At 72.2% G+C, this 22,795-nt stretch carries 18 protein-coding genes and 1 pseudogene; 8 read left to right on the top strand and 11 right to left on the bottom strand.

Going from position 1 to position 22,795, the window contains the following annotated elements; translation table 11 throughout:
* Window positions 1-142: 142 nt before the first annotated feature.
* Window positions 143-529 (top strand): annotated as a pseudogene (locus tag AB0C28_RS43750) (DUF4241 domain-containing protein); the annotation flags it as partial.
* A gap of 51 nt (window positions 530-580) precedes the next feature.
* On the opposite strand, the gene AB0C28_RS43755 reads toward AB0C28_RS43750, so the two are convergent.
* The 5 genes from AB0C28_RS43755 to AB0C28_RS43775 all read right to left on the bottom strand — a co-directional run bounded on the left by AB0C28_RS43755 (window position 581) and on the right by AB0C28_RS43775 (window position 7,510).
* Window positions 581-3,496, bottom strand: coding sequence for a TIM-barrel domain-containing protein (locus AB0C28_RS43755; protein WP_358081737.1), 2,916 nt, complete (start codon window positions 3,494-3,496; stop codon window positions 581-583).
* A gap of 223 nt (window positions 3,497-3,719) precedes the next feature.
* A complete protein-coding gene (locus tag AB0C28_RS43760) occupies window positions 3,720-4,997 on the bottom strand; it encodes a hypothetical protein (protein ID WP_357861336.1) in 1,278 nt (425 codons plus the stop codon).
* A gap of 7 nt (window positions 4,998-5,004) precedes the next feature.
* Window positions 5,005-5,883, bottom strand: coding sequence for a carbohydrate ABC transporter permease (locus AB0C28_RS43765; RefSeq protein ID WP_357861333.1), 879 nt, complete (start codon window positions 5,881-5,883; stop codon window positions 5,005-5,007).
* A complete protein-coding gene (locus tag AB0C28_RS43770) occupies window positions 5,880-6,719 on the bottom strand; it encodes a sugar ABC transporter permease (RefSeq protein ID WP_357861330.1) in 840 nt (279 codons plus the stop codon). The genes AB0C28_RS43765 and AB0C28_RS43770 overlap by 4 nt, the downstream gene beginning before the upstream one ends.
* On the bottom strand, window positions 6,716-7,510 hold the full coding sequence (locus AB0C28_RS43775) for an IclR family transcriptional regulator (RefSeq protein WP_358081740.1): 795 nt from the start codon (window positions 7,508-7,510) through the stop codon (window positions 6,716-6,718). The genes AB0C28_RS43770 and AB0C28_RS43775 overlap by 4 nt, the downstream gene beginning before the upstream one ends.
* Window positions 7,511-7,557: 47 nt before the next feature.
* On the opposite strand from AB0C28_RS43775, the gene AB0C28_RS43780 reads away from it, so the two are divergent.
* From AB0C28_RS43780 to AB0C28_RS43790, 3 genes are all read left to right on the top strand, one after another.
* Window positions 7,558-8,694 carry a mandelate racemase/muconate lactonizing enzyme family protein gene (locus AB0C28_RS43780; RefSeq protein ID WP_358081744.1) on the top strand — a complete coding sequence of 379 codons (1,137 nt, stop codon included), beginning with the start codon at window positions 7,558-7,560 and terminating at the stop codon, window positions 8,692-8,694.
* Complete coding sequence (locus tag AB0C28_RS43785; protein WP_358081747.1) at window positions 8,695-9,564, top strand: dihydrodipicolinate synthase family protein; 870 nt, start codon at window positions 8,695-8,697, stop codon at window positions 9,562-9,564.
* Window positions 9,565-9,634: 70 nt separating this feature from the next.
* Window positions 9,635-10,354: an SDR family NAD(P)-dependent oxidoreductase gene (locus AB0C28_RS43790; RefSeq protein WP_357861319.1), complete on the top strand. Its 720-nt coding sequence runs from the start codon at window positions 9,635-9,637 to the stop codon at window positions 10,352-10,354.
* A 365-nt stretch (window positions 10,355-10,719) separates the two neighbouring features.
* Here AB0C28_RS43790 and AB0C28_RS43795 read toward each other — a convergent pair whose 3' ends face one another.
* Entirely contained in the window at window positions 10,720-11,427 is a 708-nt protein-coding gene (locus AB0C28_RS43795; protein ID WP_358081750.1) for an NAD(P)-binding domain-containing protein, read from the bottom strand.
* A 90-nt stretch (window positions 11,428-11,517) separates the two neighbouring features.
* Here AB0C28_RS43795 and AB0C28_RS43800 point away from each other — a divergent pair, with 90 nt between their 5' ends.
* Window positions 11,518-12,072 carry a helix-turn-helix domain-containing protein gene (locus AB0C28_RS43800; protein WP_357861312.1) on the top strand — a complete coding sequence of 185 codons (555 nt, stop codon included), beginning with the start codon at window positions 11,518-11,520 and terminating at the stop codon, window positions 12,070-12,072.
* Window positions 12,073-12,081: 9 nt separating this feature from the next.
* Here AB0C28_RS43800 and AB0C28_RS43805 read toward each other — a convergent pair whose 3' ends face one another.
* Window positions 12,082-12,471 carry a hypothetical protein gene (locus AB0C28_RS43805; RefSeq protein ID WP_357861309.1) on the bottom strand — a complete coding sequence of 130 codons (390 nt, stop codon included), beginning with the start codon at window positions 12,469-12,471 and terminating at the stop codon, window positions 12,082-12,084.
* Window positions 12,472-12,904: 433 nt separating this feature from the next.
* Between AB0C28_RS43805 and AB0C28_RS43810 the strand changes: the two genes are divergently transcribed.
* Complete coding sequence (locus AB0C28_RS43810; RefSeq protein WP_358081752.1) at window positions 12,905-16,972, top strand: helix-turn-helix domain-containing protein; 4,068 nt, start codon at window positions 12,905-12,907, stop codon at window positions 16,970-16,972.
* A gap of 69 nt (window positions 16,973-17,041) precedes the next feature.
* Here the strand turns inward: AB0C28_RS43810 and AB0C28_RS43815 are convergent, their stop codons facing one another.
* On the bottom strand, window positions 17,042-18,316 hold the full coding sequence (locus AB0C28_RS43815; RefSeq protein WP_358081755.1) for a serine hydrolase domain-containing protein: 1,275 nt from the start codon (window positions 18,314-18,316) through the stop codon (window positions 17,042-17,044).
* Between the two features lie 163 nt (window positions 18,317-18,479).
* Between AB0C28_RS43815 and AB0C28_RS43820 the strand changes: the two genes are divergently transcribed.
* The gene (locus tag AB0C28_RS43820; protein ID WP_358081758.1) at window positions 18,480-19,121 is read left to right on the top strand and encodes a TetR/AcrR family transcriptional regulator; all 642 of its coding nucleotides are present in this window, start codon (window positions 18,480-18,482) and stop codon (window positions 19,119-19,121) included.
* A 45-nt stretch (window positions 19,122-19,166) separates the two neighbouring features.
* Window positions 19,167-20,126 (top strand): MBL fold metallo-hydrolase, encoded by a 960-nt coding sequence (locus AB0C28_RS43825; RefSeq protein WP_358081761.1) that lies wholly within the window; start codon window positions 19,167-19,169, stop codon window positions 20,124-20,126.
* On the opposite strand, the gene AB0C28_RS43830 is transcribed toward AB0C28_RS43825, so the two are convergent.
* The 3 genes from AB0C28_RS43830 to AB0C28_RS43840 are packed head-to-tail and all read right to left on the bottom strand — an operon-like array spanning window position 20,123 to window position 22,752.
* Window positions 20,123-20,629: a DUF4188 domain-containing protein gene (locus AB0C28_RS43830; protein WP_357861296.1), complete on the bottom strand. Its 507-nt coding sequence runs from the start codon at window positions 20,627-20,629 to the stop codon at window positions 20,123-20,125. The genes AB0C28_RS43825 and AB0C28_RS43830 overlap by 4 nt on opposite strands.
* A gap of 13 nt (window positions 20,630-20,642) precedes the next feature.
* Entirely contained in the window at window positions 20,643-21,914 is a 1,272-nt protein-coding gene (locus AB0C28_RS43835) for an MFS transporter (RefSeq protein ID WP_358081763.1), read from the bottom strand.
* Window positions 21,915-21,948: 34 nt separating this feature from the next.
* Complete coding sequence (locus AB0C28_RS43840) at window positions 21,949-22,752, bottom strand: alpha/beta hydrolase (RefSeq protein ID WP_357861290.1); 804 nt, start codon at window positions 22,750-22,752, stop codon at window positions 21,949-21,951.
* Between the last annotated feature and the right edge of the window lie 43 nt (window positions 22,753-22,795).

The raw sequence follows: 22,795 nt of genomic DNA on the forward strand, positions 1-22,795 counted from the left end.
CTGCCCACCGGCTCGGTGATCGCGGCCGATCCCTTCTTTCTGATTGGCGCCGACCCCTTCACCGTCACCGTGACGCCTGGCGACCACGCCGTGCTGATCGCCTCGATGCGCTGGGAGGGGACGGACGAAGAGGGCGAGACCCCCGGCCGCGATGGTGCGGATCCTCGACCGGCCGGCCGTCAGCTGGGAGCTCGCGTTGCTGCCGGGGCAGGACGGCCGGTTGCTCGATGACGGCGAGTTCTACGGGTTCGGCGTGGACACGGGGATGGGCTGCTTCCTCGACGCCTCCGGCCGCGACGCCGGCGGGAACGTCACCGCGTTCGTGGCGGACCTGCTCGTCCTGCACGACGCCGACGCCCTGCCGCCCACGGCGCCGTCGACGGCCGTCTGCCTGCCGTCGTTCATCCCGGTGGCAGACGACCGTCGCAAGGCACCCTGCACCAGCCCCGCCGCCACGGCCGCGTTCATGGCGGCCCACATCGGCCAGGCCATGGAGGACTGGGACAAGCGTCCCGGGCTCTGGCGGTGAGGTGGGTTGATCACCTGCCCAGGAAAGTGCTTCTGAGGTGGGTGGATGGGGTCATTGTGGGGTGGGGGTGAAGCGGACGGCGTCGGCGCGGTGGTTGCCGGCGGCGTTGACGGTGAGGGTCACCGAGGCGAGGCCGTCGAAGGGCCACGTCCCGAGGGAGTGCCACGCGCCTCCCGACGTGGTCTGGTCCACGACCACGTCCTGGCCGCCCACCTGGTACGTCGCCTGCTTGGTGCTGGCCGTGTGCGCCGGGAACCAGACGGCCACCTCGTACGAGCCGGCCGGCAGGCGCGCCGACCACGTGGCGGTCGAGCCCTCGGTCGAGCTGAACCGGGTGCCGGAGCCGTCGAAGCCCTTCAGGCTGCTCGACGACCAGGTCCCCGTCTCCCGGTACGGCTGCGTGTCCGAGCAGGTGGCCGGGCCGCCCTCGTTGGTCACGACGACCGGGTCGGTGGAAACGGGGGCCGGCACGGTGTGGGGCTCGGAGAGGGGGCCGGTGCCGGCCGCGTTCGTCGCCGCGACCCGGTACTCGCCGGGGGCCACGGCGAGGCTGGTCGCCCCCGTCGTGCTGCCGACCACGGACGAGGCGCAGCCGCCGGTGACGACGTACCCGCGGGCGCCCTTGACCGGCGACCACGACAGCGTCATGCCCTCGTGCGACAGCCCGGCCGGCGCCGCCGCCGGGACGTCGGTCTCGATCGGGAACGGGTGCGCCGCCTTGCCGCCGCCCGACAGCACGTACTGGTGCCCCTTGACCACGGGGAAGCGGATCGCGCCGGTCTTGGCGTCCACGGTGAAGGAGACCCGGCGGCCGGTCCTGGTGTCGGTGACGACCAGCTTGGCGGGGTCCCAGCCGGTGTTCGCGTTGACGATCCTGGTGCCCTGGGAGTCGAAGGACGAGCCGCGCGCGATCGGGTACACCTCCGCGCCCTTGCGCGTGATCAGCACGCCCTTGCCGCCCACGAACACCGGCAGCCGGTCCATCCCGATCGCGTGGTCCTTCAGGGTGCGCGGCCCCTGGTAGACGGCGCCGGTGTCGTAGTCGATCCACTTGCCCGCCGGCAGGTAGACGTCGCGCGTCTGCGCGGTGTCGAAGTCCCGGCCGAAGAGCGGCGCGGCCAGCAGCGACTCGCCGAACATCCACTCGTGGCCGGCGGAGCCGGGGTCGGCGTCGGGGTAGGCGATGGGCAGCGGCGTCATCGCGTACGGGAAGCCGGACTCGTAGCCGTCGAGCACCGCGTCGTAAATGTACGGGTGGAGCGCGTCGTGCCAGAGCGACATCCGCTTCACCGACGCCGCCAGGTCGGGGTCCTCCAGCTCCCACGGCCCCTTGCCGAAGGTCATGACCGGCGTCAGCGCGGCGAACTGCGCGTTGCGCCAGAAGTAGCGCCGGTAGGACGGGTCGGTCAGCGAGGCCTTGGGCGTGCCGCCGACGATGTCGGGCGAGACGTTGCCGGGGCCGGAGGCGGCGATGTTGAGCATGTTCACCGGGATCCGGTCGGGGTCCTCGTGGAAGACCTCGCCGCGGCCGTAGATCGTGTCGTTGATGCGGACGAAGTCGCCGGGCACCGAGTAGGCGGCGTTGCGGACGACGACGAGGTCACCGTCGTCGTGCAGCGCCTTCTGCAGGGCGTTCCAGTTGCCGTCGCGGTTCAGGTTGGGCGCGTACAGCATGGTGTCCTCCTTGACACCGTCCACGCCCCACTTGCGGGTCTGTTCCACGTACCACCGCACGGCCTTCGGGTTCGAGGCGTCCAGCACGTACGTCTCACCCTGCGGGAACTGCGACTTGGTCACCTTGACCGGCAGGAAGTAGCCCTTGGCCAGCGCCTCGGCGGTGAACGGGCCGTCATTGGCGTTGGGCGCCACCTTGAAGTTGTTGCGCGCGCCGAGCAGCAGGACCATGCCGTTGTCGGCGAAGAGCTTCTTCAGCGCGTCCGGGTCGGGGTAGCGCGGGTTGGGCAGGCCGTCGTCGCGGCCGGGCTCGGGTTTCGAGTCCCACATGCCGAAGCTGTTCGTCGTCCCCTCGGAGGCGTCGCCGCGCGGGCCCGGCCAGAAGCCGGAGCCCACCACGCCCCACTGGAGCGGGTAGCCGTGCTCCTTGAACGCCTTGACGGTCTCGGTCACCGACGACTGGTAGGTGTTCCAGGCCAGCGCCCCGTACGCCTCCCAGCCCAGCCCGAACATCTCCGGCCGGGGCCGGACGTCGGTGTAGCCGTGCCGGTTCCGTACGTCGCGGTAGTCGGCGTAGATCCGCTTGAGGTCGGGGGCGGCGAAGTAGTAGAGGCCCTGCGCGGGATCGACGCTGCCCAGCCGGTTCTCCGACGTGGTCAGGCCGACCCGCTTCTGCCCCTCGTCGAAGAGCACCTCGGCGAAGCGCTGCTTGGGGAAGACCACGAAGGTGGAGATGAACCGCTTGCAGCTGCCCTCGTTGGTGAGGTTGTCGAGGACGATGCCGGTCAGCTCGGTCGTCCGGCGCGCCTCGACCTGGCCGCTGCACGGGGTGTCCTGGTCGGGCTGGCCGTCGGCGTGCGCGCCGTAGTCGCCGAGCCCGTACGCGGGCGCCACCGGCCCGGTGCGGAAGTCCGCGCCCCGATCGGCGGTGATCTTCACGTGGCGGGCGGACGGCTGCACCTTGACCCGCACCTTCGCGCCGGTCTCCAAGGTGACGTCGAGCACGGCCGCGCCGCCCGCCCGGCCGGCGAGTTTCGTGGTGGCGGCGTCGGCGTCACCGACGCGCAGGCCGGACTCGGCGTGGGCGGGGGCGATCACGGTGCCGTCGCGCCGGGCGAAAGAGTACCGGAAGCCGGTCTTCTGAATGGTCATGCGGTAGCTGTCGCCGGTGATGACGACGGTGTCGCGGGTGTCGGTGATCGGGCCGGAAGCCGCCTGGGCCGGTACGGCCGGCGCCGTGGCTGCGACGGTGGCGAGCAGGACAAGAGGGATGAGTGAGGGGAAGCGACGCATGAGTCGTCCTCGGGGGGTCGGTTCGGGCATGTGCGCGGCTGGTGCGGACCGCGCGGGATCGCGCCGAAGACGTCCACGCCCGCAGCCCGCCGGAGGGCGGGAGCATGCGAGCATGGACCGTGCACCACTGTCGTGACGGGCAGGGGGTGTGAGGGGGCCGCCCGGTGCCGGCGGGACCGCGGAAATGCCGTTCCACGGAACACGCCCGCCCCCGGGCGGTCTTCTACTTCTGCAGACCCTTGGCGGTCTCGGCGGCCTTCGCCAATGCCTCCTTCGCGGACGAGTCGCCGACGAGCACGGCCTGCACCTGTTCGGCGATGGCCGTCTCGATCTGGGCATATCCGGCGTACCGCCAGAAGGGGTTGGCGGTCGCGGTCTTGGTGATCTTCTCGGTCCACTCGGTGGTGAACGCGTCGCCGGACACCTTGGGGTCGGCCAGGCCGGCGGTGGTCGTCGGCGGCAGCTTCACCTGCTCGAAGAAGGTGGCGACGGTGGCGGTGTCGGAGGTGGCGTGCGCGGCGAACTCCACGGCGGCGTCGGCGCCCTCGCCCTCGACCACCGCGATCACGTGCCCCCACAGCAGGGCCTGCGGCGAGTCGCCGGCCTTGAGCACGGGCCGCGACAGCGGCGCCATCTTCTCGGTCAGCGACTTGTCCGGCGCCTGGCTCGCCACCACGCCGCGCGCGATGATCGCGTCGTCGTAGAAGGCCGCCTTGCCCTGGGCGAACAGGGCGCGGGCGTCGAAGCGGTCCACGTCAGGGGCGATCAGCTTGGCGTCGTAGAGCTTCTTGTACCACTCCACGGCCGCCACCGACTGCTCGTCGCCGACGGTGATCGTGTCACCGTCCAGCAGCGGGCTGCCGAACGTGCGCATCCACGGCAGGATGTCCTTGAGCTGGGCCGCCTTGGTGGCGGCGGCGTACGGGATGACACCGTCGAGCGCGGCCACCTTCTTCAGCGCCGCCTCGAACTCCTCGACGGTGGCGGGCACGCCGTCCACCCCGGCCTTCTCCAGCAGCGCGGTGTTGGCGATGAGGCCGATCGAGCCGGTCGTCCAGGGCAGCCCGAGCTGCTTGCCGCCGCTCTGGCCGCTGGACAGCGCCACGTCCGTGTAGCCGCCCTTGGCCGCCGGCGCGGCGAGGTCGCGCAGCTTGCCCATCGCGGCCAGGGCGCCCAGCCACGCCACGTCGAGCTGGATCGCCCCTGTGAGCTGCCCTCCGCGCAGCTTCAGCGTCACCTGGTTGAGGTATTCGTTGTACGGGAACGACGCCGTGGTGATCTTGACGCCCTTGCTGCCGGCGTAACCGTCCACGATGGCTTGCACCGCGGCCTTCTGCGCCTCCTCGTTCAGTGACCAGGAGGTGAAACCGAAGGCTTTGGCAGCGGTGTCGCCCTGAGGGGCGCCGCCTGAGGCGTCGGGGGCACAGGCCGCCAGCGCGGTCACCCCGAGGGTCGACAGGCCGAGCAGCCGCAGGGCGTCCCGGCGGTTGAGCGTGTTCATGGATCTCCTATCCCTTGACCGCGCCGGCCGTGAGCCCGCCCACCAGGTATCGCTGCAGGAACATGAACGCGGCGATGACAGGAAGCGAGACGACGAACGACGCGGCCATGAGGTCTGGCCAGGCGGTTTGGAACTCCCCGAGGTATGTGTGCACCAGCCCCGGCGGCAGGGTCTGCCGCTCGGGGTCGGCGAGGGTGAGGGCGAAGATGAAGTCGTTCCAGGCGCGGACGAACGCGAACAGGCCCGCGGCGATCAGCCCCGGCGCGGCGAGCGGCAGCCCGATCGTGTGCAGCGTCCGCCAGCGCGAGGCGCCGTCGATCGCCGCCGCCTCCATCAGCGTGGACGGCACCGTGTCGAAGATGCCCTTCAGCATCCACACGCACAGCGGCAGCGTGAACGTGGTGAACGACAGGATCAGCGCGGCATAGCTGCCGAGCAGGCCGGTGGCGCTGAAGACGGCGTACAGGGTGACCAGGAGCAGCGCCTGCGGGAAGAGCTGCGAGGCGAGCACGAGGTGCATGAGCGACTTGCGGCCTCGGTAACGGAACTTGGAGAAGGCGTAGGCCATGTACGCCGACACGATCACGCTGAGGATCGCGGTGATCACCGACACGATGACGCTGTTCGCCAGATATCGGAAAAGCTGCTGGTTCTCCGCCAGCCGGGCGAAGTGCTCGAAGGTGATCTCGGTCGGGATCAGCGACGGCGGGAAGCTGAAGGCCCGCTCGTCGGGGGTGAGCGCCGTGACCACCAGCCAGTAGACCGGCGCCAGGCCGAACAGGCCGATGACGAGGACGGCGATCCAGGCCGCCACGCGGGAGCGGTTGACCGGCCTTCGCCGCCCGGCCCTGGTCGCCGGCACGGACGCACTCAGTGTCACCGTCATGACGCCTCCTTGCGCAGGTAGAACACCATGAGCACGAGCAGCAGCACCATCCACAGCCCGCCCAGGGCGGTGGCGTGGCCCAGGTCGAACCCCTTGAACGCCGTGTCGTAGACGGCCACCGCGAACGTCTTGGTGGCGCCGGCCGGGCCGCCGCCGGTGAGCACGTAGATGGTGTCGAAGTGCTGGAAGTTCCAGATGAACTCCAGCAGGAAGACGATCCCGGCGATGCCCTTCATGTGCGGCACCGTGACCGACCTGAACCGGCGGATCGTGCCCGCGCCGTCCACGGAGGCGGCCTCGTGCAACTCCTTCGGCATCGTCTGCAGACCCGCGAGCAGCATGACCATCATCCAGGGGAAGCTGGCCCACGTCTTGGTGACGATCACCGCGGCCATCGCCGTGCCGGGCTGTCCCAGCCAGCTGATCTCGGTGCCCAGCAGCCCGTTCAGCACGCCGTAGTTCGCGTTGAAGATCCACAGCCAGAGGAACGACACGACCACGGCCGGGATCACCCAGGGGAACAGGAACACGCCGCGCAGCCAGCCGGGCAGCCCGGAGTTGAGCGCGAGCGCCAGGATGTAGCCGAGCACGAACGGGATCACGCTCGCGCCGATGGTGAAGACCAGCGTGTTGCGCAGCACCGGCCAGAAGTCCCCGCCGAGCAGGTCGGCGAAGTTGGCCAGACCGACGAACGTCCGTCCAGGACGCACCAGGCTCTGCTCGAAGAAGCCGGTGACCAGCGCGGACACCAGGGGGTAGGCGATGATCGCGAGGAACAGCGCCACACCCGGCGCCATCAGCAACCAGGCGAACTGCCCGTTGGTCAGCTTCCTCATGTCTGGCTGCCCAGCAGGTGGGCGGGGCCGACGTACCCCAGGCCGATGCTGACGGAGTCGGCGGTCTCGATGATCGTCCTGGCCAGTTCGGCCTCGCGGGCCGCCAGGTCGATCGCCGACAGCGGCCCGGAGATGGAGATAGCCGCCACCACCGCGCCGGACCGGTCGCGGATCGGCGCGGCCACGCACGCGCGGCCGAAGGCCAGCTCCTCGACCTCGGTCGCGTAGCCGCGGCCGAGCACGGTGGCCAGCTCCTCGTCCAGGCGGTCGTGGGCGGTGATCGTGCTCGGGGTGAACGGCGGCATCTCGGGCAGCAACGCGCGGCGTTCGGCCGCCGTCAGGCCGAGCAGCAGGCACTTGCCGATGCCCGTGGCGTACAGCGGCTTGCGCTGGCCGGTCAGGACGAAGGAGCGCGGAGCCAGCCTGCCCTCGAAGTTGGCCAGGTAGAACATCGAGTCGTCCCGCCTGATCGCCACGTTCACGCCCAGGCCGAGGGCCGCGGCGAGGTCCTGCGCGATCTGCCGCGCCTCGCGGTGGACCGGGTGCTGGTTCAGCGCCACCCCGCCGAGCGTGATCGGCGCGGTGCCGAGCCGGTAGAGGCCGCTCACCTCGTCGCGCTCGACGAACTCCAGCGTCTCCAGCGTGGCGAGCAGCCGCGACGCGGTGGACGTGCCCAGCCCGGTGGCCTTCGCGACGTCCGACACGCGTAGCTCGGGGCGACCGGTCAAGAACGCCCGGAGCACGGAGATCGCCCTCTCTACGCTCTGATTATTGCCCTGATCGGATGCCATCCTGTCTCCATTGCAATCGCCGTGCACTATGTGGGATCGTGGCGCACATGTCGCAAATCCGTCAAGTGCGCTGCTTCCCGGTGAAGATCCGGCACGAGGCCGCCTACTTGGGCACCCCGCCACAGGAGGAGGACTACTTCCTGCGCCCGCCGTGGCGCAGCCTCTACTCCGCCCGGTTCGAGACGCTGCTCGTCTCGATCACCTGCGAGGACGGCACCACAGGCTGGGGCGAGGCCCTGGCCCCCGTCGCGCCCGAGGTGCCGGCGGCCATCGTCGACAGGCTGCTCGCCCCCGCGCTGATCGGCCAGGACCCCACCCGGGTCCGGCCGCTGTGGGAGCGGCTGAGCGGCCTGATGCGCGAACGCGGTCACCTGACCGGGCACCAGGCCGACGCGCTCGCCGCCGTCGACATCGCCCTGTGGGACCTGGCCGGCAAGCTCACCGGGCTGAGCGTCGCGGCCCTGCTCGGCGGCGCGTTCCGGGAGAACGTCCCCGTGTACGTGAGCGGCCTGCCCCGCCCGACCGACGACGAACGCGCGGCCCTGGCCAAGGAGTGGGCCGCCAAGGGCGCCATCTCGGTCAAGCTCCACCTCGGCCACGGCGTCGAGGAGGACCTGGCCACCGTGGACGCGGTCGCCGCGTCGGGCCTGCGGGTGGCCGTGGACGCCCACTGGGTCTACGACGTGCCTTCGGCGGTACGGCTGGCGCGCGGCCTGGCCGAGCGCGGGGCCCTGTTCCTGGAGGCACCGCTCGCGCCCGAGGACGTGGAGGGGCACCGGGAGCTGGTGCGGCGAGCCGAGCTGCCGATCGCCGTGGGCGAGACGCTGCGCAATCGTTACGAGTTCGCGCACTGGCTGTCGCGGCGCGCGCTGGGCCTGGCTCAGCCGGACGTCGGGCGTACCGGGATCACCGAGCTGATGTCCATCGCCGAGCTGGCCGCGGCGCACCACGTGCCGGTGGCGCCGCACCACTCGACCGGGCTGGGCGTCGCCCTGGCGGCGGGACTGCACGTCAGCGCGGCCCTCGGGAACCTTTCCCTCTTCGAGTACCAGCCCACCACCTGCGAGGTGGCCGGCGCGATTCTCACCGCGCCGCTGCCCGGCGGTCCGGGCGGCTTTCCCCTTCCCTCCGGTCCCGGGCTGGGCGTGGAGGTCGACATCACCACCCTGAAAGAGGAGTCGTAAGTGCCCATTTCCGGACTTATCCCGATTCTGGCTACGCCGTTCACCGCGGCCGGCGAGCTGGACGTGCCCAGCCTGCGCCGGCTGACCGAGTGGCAGTTCGCCGCCGGCGCCGACGGCGTCGCGGTGTTCGGCATGGCCAGCGAGGGCTTCGCGCTCACCACCCCCGAGCGCGCCCGGATCCTGACCGAGGTGCGCCAGGCGGCCGGATCCCGCCCTGTGGTCGCCGGAGTCGGCTCGACCAGCACGGCGACCGCGGTGGAGCAGGCCCTGGCCGCGGCGGAAGGAGGCGCGGACGCCCTGATGGTGCTGCCGCCGTACCTGGTCAAGCCGTCGGGGGCGCAGCTCGTCGACTTCTACGGCGTCGTGGCCGAGCGGGGGGGCATCGACGTGATGGTCCAGGACGCGCCCGGCGCCACCGGCGTGTCCATGCCCGAGTCGCTGATCGTGGAGCTGAGCAAGCTCGACGGCGTCACCTCGGTCAAGATCGAGGCCCCGCCCACCGCGCCCAAGGTCGGCGCCGTCGCCGCCAAGGTGGGCGGCGACTTCGCGGTGTTCGGCGGCCAGAACGCGCTGTTCTGCCTGGAGGAGTACGCGCGCGGAGCGGTCGGCACGATGCCCGCCTGCGAGTTCACCGACCTGCTCGCGCCGATACTGAAGGAGCCCCGGCAGGACACCTTCGCCCGGCTGCTCCCGCTGATCCGCTTCGGCATGCAGCCCGGCCTGGCCTGGGCGGTGCACAAGGAGGTGCTGGTACGGCGCGGCCTGATCGAGTCGGCGACCGTCCGCTCCCCCGCCAGGCCCCTCGACCCCGGCACCCTGACCGCCCTGGACGAGGTCCTGGCCGCCCTGCCGGAACTGGGCGCAGCATGACCCGCCCTGCCGGCACCGGGACCCGCCCCTCAACGGAGGACCGCAACACCACCCCGCGCCTGGGGGCCGGATGACCACCGCCCTCCTCGCCGGCGGAAACTCCCCGATCGGGCTCGCCATCGCCGAGGCCCTGGCCCGCGACGGCCACCGCGTCATCGGCACCGGCCTAGACCCCTGTGACAACCCGGTCTACACCCGCTTCGAAACGGCCGACCTGTCCGCCCCGGAGCAGGCCGACCGGGTGGTCCGCACGGCCGTGGACACCCTCGGCGGACTCGACGTCCTGGTACTGGCCACGGCCGTGATGCCGGTCGCGCCGATCACCAGGACCACCGACGAACAGTGGCAGACCGCCATCGGAGCGACCCTGGACGCCGCCTTCCACCTGTGCCGCGCGGCCCTGCCGCACCTGACGCGGGCGGTGGTGGCGGTCGGCTCGGTCAACTCCTTCCTGTCCGCTCCCGGCCTGCCCGCGTACGCGGCGGCCAAGGGCGGGCTGGACGCGCTGATGCGCCAGATCGCCCTGGAGTACGGCCCGGCCGGAATCAGGGCGAACGTCGTCGCCCCGGGCCTGATCGGCGGCGAAGACCTGGAGCACGCCGCGGACGGCTACCCGATCGGCCGCACCGGCACCCCGCAGGACGTGGCCGAAGCGGTCGCCTTCCTGGCCTCGCCCGCGGCCTCGTTCATCACCGGCGTGACCCTCCCGGTGGACGGCGGCCTGTCGATCGCCTCCCCCGCCGCCTACCTCCGCCCCGACCTCCGCGCCCGCTTCACCCCGGCGCCGTAGCGACGGAACACCGTGCTGGGTGAAGATCGAAGCCCCGTCACGATGGCGACACACGACCAAGTCGTATGACCTGGTGCGGCGGAAAGGGGTTCGCGTGTCCCTTTCCCGCCGCTTCTTCAATACCGCTCTGGCAGCCGGCGGTCGGGAATTCATGCGAATGCCCGGACCAAGCTGGCGAGGGTCGACGGCCACCTTGCCCACCGCGTGGTTCTGTACGGCGGTCTGGGCAGCGGCGGTCAGTCGGTCGGGTTGACGCCCGAGACGTGGACGCGGATGCGGACCTCGCCGGGGCCGGGTTCGGGCACGTCACGCTCGATGAGTTCCAGGACGGAGGGGGTCGCCGATCTTGCGGTAGATGACGGCTTTCATGCCGCTTCTCCCGGACGTACGGCCGCCGCCAGTGCCGTGCGGAGTTCGTCGGCGGTGACCGGACCGCCGGGGTCATCCGCGGTCATCTCCTGCTGATCCTTGAAGTACAGCCCGACGTACGCGGGAGCGTCGCGCTGGAAGCGCCAGCTGTCGGCGAGCGGGCCGGTGTCGAGGACGTCGAAGCCGAGCAGGTCGATCAGCCGGGTGGCGGCGGCCTTGGCCTCCGTCGTGTCACCGGCGATCGGCAGCACCGAACGGGCGGGCGCCCCGGCCGGGCGCGGCAGTGAGAGCAGGTGTTTGACCCAGATGTTGTTGAACGCCTTGACGACCTCGCTGTCCAGCAGGTGCCGCTGGAGCAGTTCGCTGGTCGTGACCTGCTCGGCGTCCAGCTCGGCGATCGAGCCGTCGCGTTCGGGATAGTAGTTGGTGGTGTCGAGCACGACCTTGCCGGCCAGCGGCGCCGCCGGGACCCGGCGGTGGTGCTTCAGCGGCACCGCGACCACGACCCAGTCTCCTGCTGCCGCCGCCTGCGCCGGAGTGGCGGCGCGGGCCCGTGGGCCCAGCTCCGCGACCAGGTCGGCCAGGGTTTCCGGGCCTCGGGAGTTGCTGAGGACGACGTTCAGACCGGCGTCGACGGCGAGCCGGGCGAGTGCGCCGCCGATGTTGCCGCTGCCGATGAGCCCCAAAGTGAGTTGGTCGGCCATGCGAGGACCTCCTAGAATCGGGATGGGCGTCCCGCTTGTTTGGAACTATACGGGATGGCCGTCCCGCTTGTCGACGGAGAGGTGCCGACCATGACGGACGAGCGCGCGTTGCGGGCCGACGCACGGCGTAACCGCGCCCGCGTCCTGGAGGTGGCGGCCGAGGTGTTCGCCACCGAGGGCCTGTCCGTACCGGTGCACGAGATCGCCCGCCGCGCCGGGGTCGGCACCGGGACGGTGAGCCGGCATTTCCCCACGAAAGAGGATCTCCTCGTCGCGATCATGTCCAACCGGCTGGTACGGCTCACCGCCGAGGCCGACGAGATCGCCCGCAGGGAAGACCCCGGCACCGCCTTCTTCGCCCTCTTCACCGCCCTGGTACGAGAGGGCGCGTCCGACTGCGGGCTCGCCGAACTGGCCGGAACCGAGCGCCGGCTCGACGCCCTCGGTCAACGCGCGGGCGCCGACCTGTGCGGCCGGCTGCACGAACTGCTCGCCACCGCCCAGAAGGCGGGCAACGTACGGGCCGATGTCGGTTACGCGGACATCAGGGCGCTGATGTCCGCGTGCATGAGCAGAAAGGAAGACCCGCTGGGGCCGATCCTCTCCGTCGTCATCGACGGGCTGCGAGGCGGCGCCAGCGGGTGAGATCGTCCGCTAACCGAGGAAGGACACCTGGAAGCCGATGTTCGACAGCGCCGTGAAGTCGCAGGGATCGGTGCCGAACACGGACTGGCAGGGCCCCGGACCCCAGTTGGTGACGTCTCCGTCGGGGATGAGTCGCACGTTCGATCCGAAGGGGACCAGGTGCACGCAGTTCGAGACGGAGCAGGTGGCGACGCGCGGCCCGTTGACGTGGACGGCCACCGAGCCGTAGAAGCCGGTCAGGTGCAGGTTCACGGCGACGTCCGCGATGGCGCGGGCCGTGCCGGCGGGGAGGACGAGCGCGACGATCAGCGCGGACGTGAGGAACGACGCCCCTCGCCGTCCCAGGTGTCGTAGGAGCCGCGCGGCGAGCCGGCCGGGGGCGGAAGTCGATGCTGTCATGAGCGTGGACCCTCCGTTGATGTTCGAGACCGTGGGTGGCCGGCTCTGAATGCCGGCCGCGGGGGGGGGCGGACGCCCGCCCCCCCCACGCGCGCCCGGGGGCGGCCGCCGCCCCGCCCCCCCCGTGGTGTTGGCGGCGCGGCGGGGCGGCGCGCGGGGGGGTGTTTGTCGATGTTCTCTTGCGCGTCCACCGTTGGTTGTTGGGCCCGGGGGGGGGGGGCCCCCCCCCCCGCCCCCCCGCGGCCGGCTCCTTACGCCGGCCGCCGATAGGCCGACCGTGCGGCGGCATGCGCCCAGGCCGCAACTGGGGCCGAATCATCCGTACAAGGCCGTACAAGGTGAGATGGGTGGTTGTAACCAGTTGTGATCGGCCGGCGACATACAGGTGACGCCGGACGACGGCGCGTAGCCGCACGACTGCAGAGGAGGCCGTGTGTCACCATCCGCCCACGCCGTTCCGGATCGTCCCGATCCGGGCAGGATCGCCACCCGTCAGGAGTTCGGGCGCGAGCTCTCGTCGCTGCGCGAGCGGGCCGGGCTGACCGTACGGCAGGTGGCGGCCAAGGCCGGCGCGTACGGCGCGCACAGCACCCTCGGTGACTGGTTCGCCGGCCGGGGGCTGCCCTCGACGTCGTCGCGTGACCTGCTGGTACGGGTGCTCGAAGCGTGCGGCGTGGCCGATCCGGCACAGACCGATGCCTGGCTGGCCGCCTGGCGGCGGGTACGGCGGGCACCCGGGCGCCGCGTCGCCGGTCCCGAGCCGTATCGAGGGCTGGCCGCGTACCAGCCGGAGGACGCGGGCTGGTTCTTCGGGCGGCGGGCGCTGACCGACCGGCTGATCGAGCAGGTGGCCGGGATGAGGGCGGCGGGCGGAGGCGTGCGGCTGGTGGTGGGGCCCTCAGGGTCGGGCAAGTCGTCCCTGCTGCGGGCCGGCGTGGTCGCGGCCCTCCGTGACGGCGCCATCCCCGGTTCCGCGCGCTGGCCGGTGGTCGTGATCGTCCCCGGTGCGCGGCCGGTCACCGAGCTGGCCGTCCGGCTGGCGGCCCTGGCCGGCGTGCCGGCGGACGAGGTCGCCGCCGCCATCCGCGAGGATCCCGGAGCCGCCGCCCGGTACGCCGCCGCGGCCGTCCGCGAGGATCCCGGGACCGCCACCCGGTACGCCGCCGTCCGCGAGGATCCCGAGGCCGCCGCCCGGTATGCCGGAGGGGCGGGTGGCGGGGCGCTGGTGCTGGTGGTGGACCAGTTCGAGGAGGTGTTCACCGCGTGCGGGGACGAGGCGGAGCGGCGCTGTTTCATCGCCGCCGTACGCGCCGCGGCCACGCCGCCCGGCGGCGCGCTCGTCCTGCTGGGGCTGCGTGCCGACTTCTACGCGGCGGCGTTGCGGCATCCCGAGCTGGTCGCGCTCGCGCAGGACGGCCAGCTCGCCGTCGGCCCGATGGAGGAGCCAGAACTGCGCGAGGCCATCGTGGAGCCGGCCAGACGCGCCGGCGTCGAGATCGAGGACGGCCTGGTCGAGCTGCTGCTGCGGCAGGTCGCCCCGGCCGTGGGCGGCGGGGCGCACCAGACCGGCGGCGGGACACATCCGGCCGGGGGCGGCGGGGCACCCGAGGTCGGCGGCGGGGCGTACCAGACCGACAACAAAGCGCATCAGGCCGGCGGGGCGCACGAGGTCGGCGTGCTCCCCCTGCTGTCGCACGCCCTCTACACCACCTGGCACCAGGGCCAGGGCCGGAGCATGACCGTGGCCGCCTACCGCGCGGTGGGCGGTATCGAGGGCGCGGTGGCGGCCAGCGCGGACGCCGTGCACAACGGGCTCTCCGGCCGCCGCCGCGAGCTGGCCCGCCGCCTCTTCCTGCACCTGGTGCACGTCGCGCCCGACACCGGCGACACCCGGCGCAGGGCCACCGTGGCGGAGTTGCTCGACGGCTGCGACGGCGAGGAGGCGGCCGAGATGGAGGAGGTGCTCGACCGGTTCGTCGCGCGTCGGCTCATCACCGCGGACGCGGACACCGTAGAGATCAGCCATGAGGCCCTGCTGCGCGCCTGGCCGCTGCTGCGGTCCTGGGTGGACGCCGACCGTGCCGGGCTGGTCCTCGCGCGCAGGCTCGCCGCCGACGCCGCGGTCTGGGTGCGGCTGCGCCGCGACCCCGACGCGCTCTATCGCGGCGGGCGCCTGGTCGCGGCGCAGGAGTGGGCCGCCGGCTATGACGGGCGGCTTCCGGCCGACGCGCGGGAGTTCCTGGAGGCGAGCGTGCGCCAGTCCCGGCGGCGGACCCGCCGGTTGCACCAGGTCGTCGCCACGCTCGCGACCCTGCTGGTGCTGGCCCTGGTCGCGTCCGTCCTGGCGGTACGCGCCCAGCGTGCCGCCGCCGAGGCGGAGCGCACCGCCACGTACCAGCGTGACCAGGCACTCTCGCGCAAGACCGCGACGGACGCCGGCGCCCTGCGCGCCACCGATCCCGGCCTGGCCGCGCAGCTCGCCCTGGCCGCCTACCGGCTGTTACCCACCGCCGAGGCCAGGGGCGGCCTGCTCAGCGCGGTGGCCGGAATGCCGGCGACGCTGCTCACCGGTCACGAGAACGCCGTCTACGGGGCCACGTTTCAGGCCGGCGGACGGCTGCTGGCCACGGCGAGCACCGACAGGACGATCCGGCTGTGGGACGTACGCCGTCCGCATCGCCCGGAGGCCCTGCCGGTGCTGCGCGGTCACGCCGGGGCGGTGCTGGCGGTGAGGTTCGCCCCCGGCGGACACCTCCTGGCCACGGCCGGTGACGATCGCACGGCCCGGCTGTGGGACGCGACCGACCCGCGCGCGCCCCGCCCGCTGGCCGTGCTGACCGGCCACACCCAGGGCATCCGGCACGTGTCGTTCAGCCCGAGCGGCCACACCCTGGCGACGGCGGGCCACGATGGCGTCCCCCGGTTGTGGGACGTCTCCGACCCCTCGCATCCGCACCTGGCCGCCGAGCTGCCCGTCGAGCCCGGCACGATGACGACGGCGGTCTTCGCCCCGTCCGCGGACGTCCTGGCCACGGCCGGGCCCGGGAACACCGCGCTGCTGTGGGACGTCGCCGATCCGCGCCGCCCCCGGCGCCTGGCCGCCCTCGAAGGCCACACCGCCGCGATCCTGGCCGCGCGCTTCAGCCCCGACGGCCGTACGCTCGCCACCTCCGGCTTCGACAACACGATCCGGCTCTGGGACGTCGCCCGCCCGCGCGAGCCGAAGCCGGCCGGCACCCTCACCGGGCACACCAACGGCGTCGCGGCGCTGGCGTTCAGCCCGGACGGCCGGCGGCTGGCCAGCGGCGGCTACGACATGACCGTACGGCTGTGGGACCTCCAGCGACCCGCGAGCCGCCCTCTGACCCTGACCGGGCACGCCGACACGGTCCTCGCCGCGGAGTTCCAGCCCGGCGGCGACACGCTCGCCACCACCTCCAGAGAGGGAAATGTCCGGCTGTGGCACCTGGGGGCGCCGCTGATCGGGGGACACGACGGCACCGTCTACACGGTCGCCGTCAGCCCCGACGGCCGAACCCTGGCCACGGGGGCAGACCGGACGGCGCGGCTGTGGAGCCTGACCCCCGGGCATCCGCCCGCGCCGCAGGCCGTACTGACCGGTCACACCGACGGCATCGTCCGCGCGGTGTGGCGGCCGGACGGCAAGGTGCTCGCCACCGCCGGCCTCGACTTCACGGTCCGGCTCTGGCAGGCCGGTGCCGGCGGGCGCGCCGGCCCGCTCGCCACCATCAGGGCCCACACCGACAACGTGTACTCGGCCGCCTTCGATCCGTCCGGGCGGACGCTGGTCACCGTGGGCGCCGACCGCGCCCTGCGGACGTGGGACGTGAGCGATCCGCGCCACCCCCGGCCGCTGGCGACGGTCACCGGGCACGGCGACACGGTTCTCGCGGTGGCCTTCTCCCCCGACGGCCGCACCCTGGCCACCGGGAGCGCCGACCGCACCGTACGGCTGTGGGACGTCACCGACACCCGCCACCCGGCCGTCACCACCACGCTGAGCGGCCACCGCAACGCCGTCAACGACGTGGCGTTCAGCCCGGACGGCCGCCGGCTGGCCTCAGCGGGCGCGGACGGCGTGGTCCTGCTCCACGACCTCGCCGCCCGGCCCGCCCAGTCGCCGCCCGTGCCGCTGACCGGCCACGCCGGCTCCGTCGCCGCCGTGACCTTCCAGCCGGGGGGCCGGCTGCTCGCCTCCGCCGGCTTCGACGCCACCGTGCGCCTGTGGGACCTCACGCGTACCGGCAGGACCGACGCCATGGTCACGCTGAGCGGCCACACCGATCGGGTGTACGCCGCCGCGTTCGGCCCGGACGGCCGCACGCTGGCCACCGGCGGCGTCGACGCGACCGTCCGGCTCTGGGAGACCGACGCCGGCCACGCCGCCCGGCAGGCCTGCGCGCTCGCCCATCCCGTGATCAGCCCGGCGGAATGGGCCCGCCGCCTGCCCGGTCTTCCCTACCGTCCTCCCTGTCCATGAGCGGGCCCATGAGCGGGCCCATGAGCGGGCCCATGAGCGTGCCCGTGATCGTGCCCGTGAGCGGGCGGGTCACGGGGTGGCCGTGCCCCCGTCCACGCCGATCATCGGGAACGGCCGCGCCGCCCTGGCCGCCGTTCCCGCGCCGGACCCGCACGCCGCCTCCCGCAGGTGGTCGCCGATCGCGAAGTCGATGGCGTGCGCGACGGGAAAGCCGTTCTCGTCGAGCTGCCGGTAGTTTCTCAGGTTGACGCCGAAGGCGAACTGGTGGCCGCCTGCGGCGTGGGAGAAGGCGAAGGTGTCCATGCCGGGGACGCTACCGTCGTGCCCCCAGAACCGGCCGCACGGCAGGTCGAGGGGGTAGATCCCGAGACCGTAGTCGAGCACGGCGCCCGCGAGCGACCGGATGGGCACGGTCTCCTGCATCTCGGCGAGCAGGCTCGCGTCGAGCAGGTCGCCGCGCAGCAGCAGCCGGAAGAACCGGTTGAGGTCCTCCATCGTCGAGACGACCGCGCCCGACGTCCAGGCCCAGGACATGTTGTAGACGCTGTAGTCGCGGGGCGGGTCGAAGTAGCCGAACAGCGCCTCGTACGCCTTGGAGCTGGGCCCAGGGATGTGCGGCGTCCGCGGGAACGAGGTGTGCCGCAGCCCGGCCCTGCGGAAGACGTGGTCGGTGATGTAGCGCTCGGCGCTCGTGCCCGTCACCTTCTCCAGCAGCAGGCCGGCGATGACGTAGTTCGTGTTCGAGTACGACCCGGGGGTCGCCCCCGGCTCCCCGGTCGCGGGTGCGCCGAGCCCCGCCCGCGCCAGCTCCTCCGGCTGGAAGGCGCGGAAGCGGTTGGCGTCCAGGCTCTCGACCGTCGGGAAGATCACGTCGGCGTGGTTGGCGATGTGGCTGGTGTGGTTGAGCAGCATCCGTACGGTGATCCGCTGCCCGCGCTCGCCCGGGATCAGCTCGGGCAGGTAACGGCCGATGGGGGCGTCGAGCTCGATCGTGCCCTTGCCGACCTGCTGTAACACGGCCACGGCGACGAACGACTTGGTGATGCTCCCGGCCCGGTGCACCATCTCCGGACGTACCGGGCGGCGGGTCTCGGCGTCGGCGACGCCTGCGGCGCCCTTCCAGCTGCGCCGGCCGTCCACGACGTTCGCGTAGATGCCGTACATGCCGGCCTCGTGCACGGCGTCCAGCGTCTGGCGCAGCCGCTGCCGGTCGAGGCCACCGTCCTCGGCGGCGGCCGCGGGTCCCGCCGCGAACAGTGCGGCGGTCAGTGCGGCGGTCAGTGCGGCGGTCAGAGTCGCGGCTCCCAGCCGCGAGGCGAACGTGCTGAATCGACGAATGGTCATGGCGCCCAGGATGAGCGTTCCGCTCGGCGGAGGTCAGTGGGCTGTGTCACCGGTCCCGTATGACAGAAGTCAGCAGCGAAATTGGACTGTACTGTAAAGTACAAGCACAGCCGCTCGGAGCGAACAGGCGGCGCGGCAGTGTGCGAGCGAGGAGCGCGACGGCGTGAAGGAGCAGCGGACGAGCGGCAGCGGGCCAAGGGCGCGCACGCCGGGCTCCGACGAGAAGATCCTCGCGGCGGCGAAGGAGCTCTTCCTGGCCGACCGCTACGACGGCGTCACGTTGGAGCGGGTCGCCGAGCGGGCCGGCGTCTCGCGGCAGACCGTCTACAACCGCTTCGGCGCGAAGGAGACGGTCTTCAGGGAGATGGTCCGCCATCACTGGGCGGCCTTCGACGGGCCTGACCGGCGGGGCATCGAGTGGGACGGCGGCGCGAGCGCCGAGGACGTGCTACGGGGGTTCGCCCGGTCGCTCCAGCGCTTCGCCACCGAGACCGACCAGATCCGTTTCGCCCGGCTCGTGGTCGCCGAGTCCGGGCGGCTGCCGTGGATCGCGGACGAGTTCTACCGGCTGGGCAAGGGGCCGGTCGCGGCGGCGTTCGCCGCCTGCCTGGACGACCTGGCCGGGCGCGGCCTCCTCCGGTGTCAGGACACCTACCTCGCGGCGCGTCAGTTCATGGGTCTGGTGCAGGAGTTCCTCGTGTGGCCGGGGGTCATGGCCTTCGCGGAGGAGGTCGCCGGCCAACCCGCCGCGGAGGTGGTGATCGAGGAGGCCGTACGGACGTTCCTCGCCCGCTACGGCCCCTGACCGACCCGCGCCCGCATCATCCCGTAGTTCGAGGAGTAACCGTCCATGCCCGAGCACAGCATCGTTCTCGGCGATGTCCGGATCACCCGCGTCATCGAGTGGTCCGGCCCCATCCGTACCGCCCGCTTCATCATCCCGGACAGCGACGAGGAGGTCTGGCGGCGCAACCAGGAATGGCTGGCGCCGGACTTCTGGACCCCGGCCGACGACGCCTACCGCTGCCACATCCAAACCTGGGTCCTGCGCAGCGAGGGCAAGGTCATCCTGGTGGACACGGGGGTCGGCAACAACAGGGAGCGCCCGCAGGTCCCGCAGTTCGCCGGGCTCAAGACCGACTATCTCGCCCGCCTGCGCGCGGCCGACGTGGCGCCCGAGGACGTGGACGTCGTCGTCAACACGCACATCCACTACGACCACGTCGGCTGGAACACCGAGTGGCGCGACGAGGCGTGGGTGCCCACGTTCCCCAACGCCACGTACCTGATCCCCCGGCTCGACCACCTCTACTTCGACCCGGACGGCGACCATCGCCGCCGGGCTCCGCGCGACGAGCACGAGCGGATCCGCTGGGAGGGCAGCAAGTTGGTCTTCAACGACAGCATCGCCCCTGTCCAGCGGGCCGGGCAGGCGGTGCTGTGGGAGGGCGCTCACCGCATCGACGGCAACCTGCTGCTGGAGGCCGCGCCCGGTCACACCCCCGGTTCGTCCGTCCTCACCCTGCGCTCGGGCGCCGACCGCGCCGTCTTCGTCGGCGACATGCTGCACAGCCCCGTCCAGGTCCTCGAACCCCGCTGGAACAGCTGCTTCTGCGACGACCTCCGGCTCGCCGCCGAGACGCGCCGCGCCCACCTCGCCCGCGCCGCCGAGCTGCGCGAGCTCGTCATCCCGGCCCACTGGCCGGGGCACGGAGCCGCCGAGGTCCGAACGGACGGCGACGGCTTCGCGATCTCCGCATGGGCCGATTTCCCCACGGATGGACCTCCCTGCGCGGGTCCGAACGGCTAGAGCCCGTAGAGATCCCGCTCACTGAGAGCCGGGCTCCCGTCGTCGGAACGTCTCAAGCGCGCCGCGGAGCCGAACATGGGGCCACGAGCCGGCTGGATCCCGGCGAACCGGCCGAACCCGAGCGGCTTGGGAACGTCGTCGTAGACGGCCTCCATGCCGCCTTTGGCCGAGTACGTCTCATGCCAGAAACCGGTGCCGCCCGAGTCGCGCAGGAAGTCCAGCCACCACTGCCGATGCGGCTCGGACCGAGCGAAGGCGAGCAGCGACGGCAGGTCACGCCAGTACTGGCGCATCCCCATGTTCATCGGGAAGAACGAGTAGTACACGGGCTCGTGCAGGAGCAGCCCGTCCGGTTCGCCCGCGACGGACTCGCTGATCTTCCGGCCGAAGCTGAAGAAGGTCCTGATCCCGTACAGGTGGTTCACGCGCATGCCGAGGTAGAGGACGAGGAGATCGGGGTAGGCGGACAGATCGACGGTCTGCCGGTTCACTCGGGTGGGCATGGGAGATCGCTCCTTACGGTTGCTTCGAGGGATGTGGCGCGCCCCGCCGGGTCGGGAAGCCGGCCGCCCGGTTCGCCCTGGCGACGGTCGCGAGGTAGAGCAGCAGGCCGGCTGTGGTGAGGGCGAAGCCGGCCCAGACGGTGGACAGGGTTCCCCAGCCGGCGTCGAGGGTGAGCGCGCCGCCGATCGCCCCGAGCGAGTTGGCCAGGTTGAGCGCGGCCAGGTTGAGCGCGCCCATCAGGGTCGGAGCTCCCGGGGCGAAGCCGGTCAGCCGGACCTGGATGGTGGGGATCGCGAACATCATGGTCGCGCCGACGCCGAACAGGCAGGGCAGCAGGATCGCCAGATGACCGCCGGCCACGCCGATCAGCACCAGCAGGGCCAGCGCGCCGCCGTACCCCCAGATCAGACCGAGGTGCCCGTGCCGGTCGGCGACGCGTCCGCCGAGGTGGTTGCCGGCGGCCATGCCGAGGCCGAAGACGGCGAGCGCGACCGGGATGAGCGCGGGGTCCTGCCGCGCCGCGTCGGTGACGAACGGGCCGATGAAGGTGTAGACGGCGAAGATGCTGGAGATGCCCAGCGCCGCGACGGCCCCCATCAGCCAGACGTCGAGCCGGCGCAGGGCGGCCAGTTCGTTCGTGACGGAGCCGCCGTGCAGGTCGCCGGTACGCGGCAGCCAGGCCAGCAGAGCGGCGCCGGCCAGCAGGCCGAGGGCGAGGACGGCCCAGAACATGGCGCGCCAGCCGGCGTTCTGGCCGATGAACGTGCCGAGCGGCGAGCCGGCGATGGTGGCCACGGTCAGGCCGCCCATCACGGTGGCGAACGCCTTGCCGCCCTGGCCGGGGCCGTACAGGTACGCGGCGACGACGGCGCCGGCGCCGAAGAACGCGCCCTGCACGCTGCCGCTGACGAACCGGAAGACGACCAGCAGCTCGATGTTCGGCGCCAGCGCGGAGAGCCCGTTGCCGAGCAGGAACAGCACGATCAGGCCGAGCAGCAGGGTGCGCCGGTTGACCCGGGCGGCGAGCAGGGTGATCGCCGGGGAGCCGAGCACGACTCCCAGGGCGTAGGCGGTGATCGCGTGAGTCGCGACCGGGATGAACACCCCGAGGTCGGCGGCGAACAGCTGGATGATGCCGTTGCTGCCGAATTCGCCGGTGCCGATCGCGAAGGTGCCCAGGGCCAGCGCGAACAGGGCCGGTCTCGGGTTGCGGACGGGTGATCTGGCGAGGGTGTGCCGGTCCTCTTCTGCGGTGCACTGGCCCTCGTACGCGTGCTGATGCATCGTCTTTTCCGGCGGCTTTTCCGGCGGCCGGAGGTCAGCGCGCCGCGCTTCTGATGAGGTCGGCGGTCACCGAGGGCTGCGAGATCATCGCGACGTGGGAGGCGCCGACCTCATGGATCCGTGACTGGGCCCGCCGCGCCATGAACCGCTGCGCGGCGGCGGGGAGCACCTGATCGTTCCTGGCGACGAGGTAGTAGGAGGGAATGCTCTTCCACGCCGGAGCCCCGGACGGCTCCCCGAGCGTGCGCGCGTCGGCGGGGCGCTGGCCGGCCTGCATCAGGTCGGTGGTCGCCCTGGGCACGTCCTTGGCGAAGACGTCGTGGAACACGTCCTTCTTGATGTATCCGTCGACGAGGCCGTCACTGTACGGGCGGAAGTCCAGCGCCGCCTCGTCGAGCTTGCTTCCGGGGTACTTCGTCTGCAGATCCAGCAGCGACTCGCCCTGGTCGGGCGCGAAGGCGGCCACGTAGACCAGCGCTTTCACGTTCTTGTTGCCGGTCGCGGCGTTCGTGACGACGATCCCGCCGTAGGAGTGCGCGACGAGCACGATCGGGCCGCTGATCGTGGCGAGTACGGAGGCCAGGTAGGCGGAGTCGGCGGCCACGCTGCGCAGCGGGTTCGCCGGGGCGATCACGGGAAAGTCGTCGCGGATGAGCCTGGCACTGACGTCGTTCCAGCCGGAGGAGTCGGCGAACGCGCCGTGCACGAGCACCACGGTGGGCTTGGCTTTGGGCTTGGCTTCCTGGCGGGTCCGCGCCTGCGCCTCGGGCGTCCCCAGCAGGGCACCGGTCGCGACCGCGGCGGATCCGGCCAGCACCGCCCGGCGAGTGCTCGTCATGGTGGTGGTCCTTTCACGTATGCACCTCGAATTGCAGGTCAGC

This window comes from Nonomuraea sp. NPDC048892 (assembly GCF_040649735.1).
Lineage (GTDB): Bacteria > Actinomycetota > Actinomycetes > Streptosporangiales > Streptosporangiaceae > Nonomuraea > Nonomuraea maheshkhaliensis.

Excerpts from the sequence above, each read along its gene's own strand:
- AB0C28_RS43755 (WP_358081737.1), bottom strand. The coding sequence starts at position 3,496 with ATGCGTCGCTTCCCCTCACTCATCCCTCTTGTCCTGCTCGCCACCGTC.
- AB0C28_RS43760 (WP_357861336.1), bottom strand. The coding sequence starts at position 4,997 with ATGAACACGCTCAACCGCCGGGACGCCCTGCGGCTGCTCGGCCTGTCG.
- AB0C28_RS43765 (WP_357861333.1), bottom strand. The coding sequence starts at position 5,883 with ATGACGGTGACACTGAGTGCGTCCGTGCCGGCGACCAGGGCCGGGCGG.
- AB0C28_RS43770 (WP_357861330.1), bottom strand. The coding sequence starts at position 6,719 with ATGAGGAAGCTGACCAACGGGCAGTTCGCCTGGTTGCTGATGGCGCCG.
- AB0C28_RS43775 (WP_358081740.1), bottom strand. The coding sequence starts at position 7,510 with ATGGCATCCGATCAGGGCAATAATCAGAGCGTAGAGAGGGCGATCTCC.
- AB0C28_RS43780 (WP_358081744.1), top strand. The coding sequence starts at position 7,558 with ATGTCGCAAATCCGTCAAGTGCGCTGCTTCCCGGTGAAGATCCGGCAC.
- AB0C28_RS43790 (WP_357861319.1), top strand. The coding sequence starts at position 9,635 with ATGACCACCGCCCTCCTCGCCGGCGGAAACTCCCCGATCGGGCTCGCC.
- AB0C28_RS43795 (WP_358081750.1), bottom strand. The coding sequence starts at position 11,427 with ATGGCCGACCAACTCACTTTGGGGCTCATCGGCAGCGGCAACATCGGC.
- AB0C28_RS43800 (WP_357861312.1), top strand. The coding sequence starts at position 11,518 with ATGACGGACGAGCGCGCGTTGCGGGCCGACGCACGGCGTAACCGCGCC.
- AB0C28_RS43805 (WP_357861309.1), bottom strand. The coding sequence starts at position 12,471 with ATGACAGCATCGACTTCCGCCCCCGGCCGGCTCGCCGCGCGGCTCCTA.
- AB0C28_RS43815 (WP_358081755.1), bottom strand. The coding sequence starts at position 18,316 with ATGACCATTCGTCGATTCAGCACGTTCGCCTCGCGGCTGGGAGCCGCG.
- AB0C28_RS43825 (WP_358081761.1), top strand. The coding sequence starts at position 19,167 with ATGCCCGAGCACAGCATCGTTCTCGGCGATGTCCGGATCACCCGCGTC.
- AB0C28_RS43830 (WP_357861296.1), bottom strand. The coding sequence starts at position 20,629 with ATGCCCACCCGAGTGAACCGGCAGACCGTCGATCTGTCCGCCTACCCC.
- AB0C28_RS43835 (WP_358081763.1), bottom strand. The coding sequence starts at position 21,914 with ATGCATCAGCACGCGTACGAGGGCCAGTGCACCGCAGAAGAGGACCGG.
- AB0C28_RS43840 (WP_357861290.1), bottom strand. The coding sequence starts at position 22,752 with ATGACGAGCACTCGCCGGGCGGTGCTGGCCGGATCCGCCGCGGTCGCG.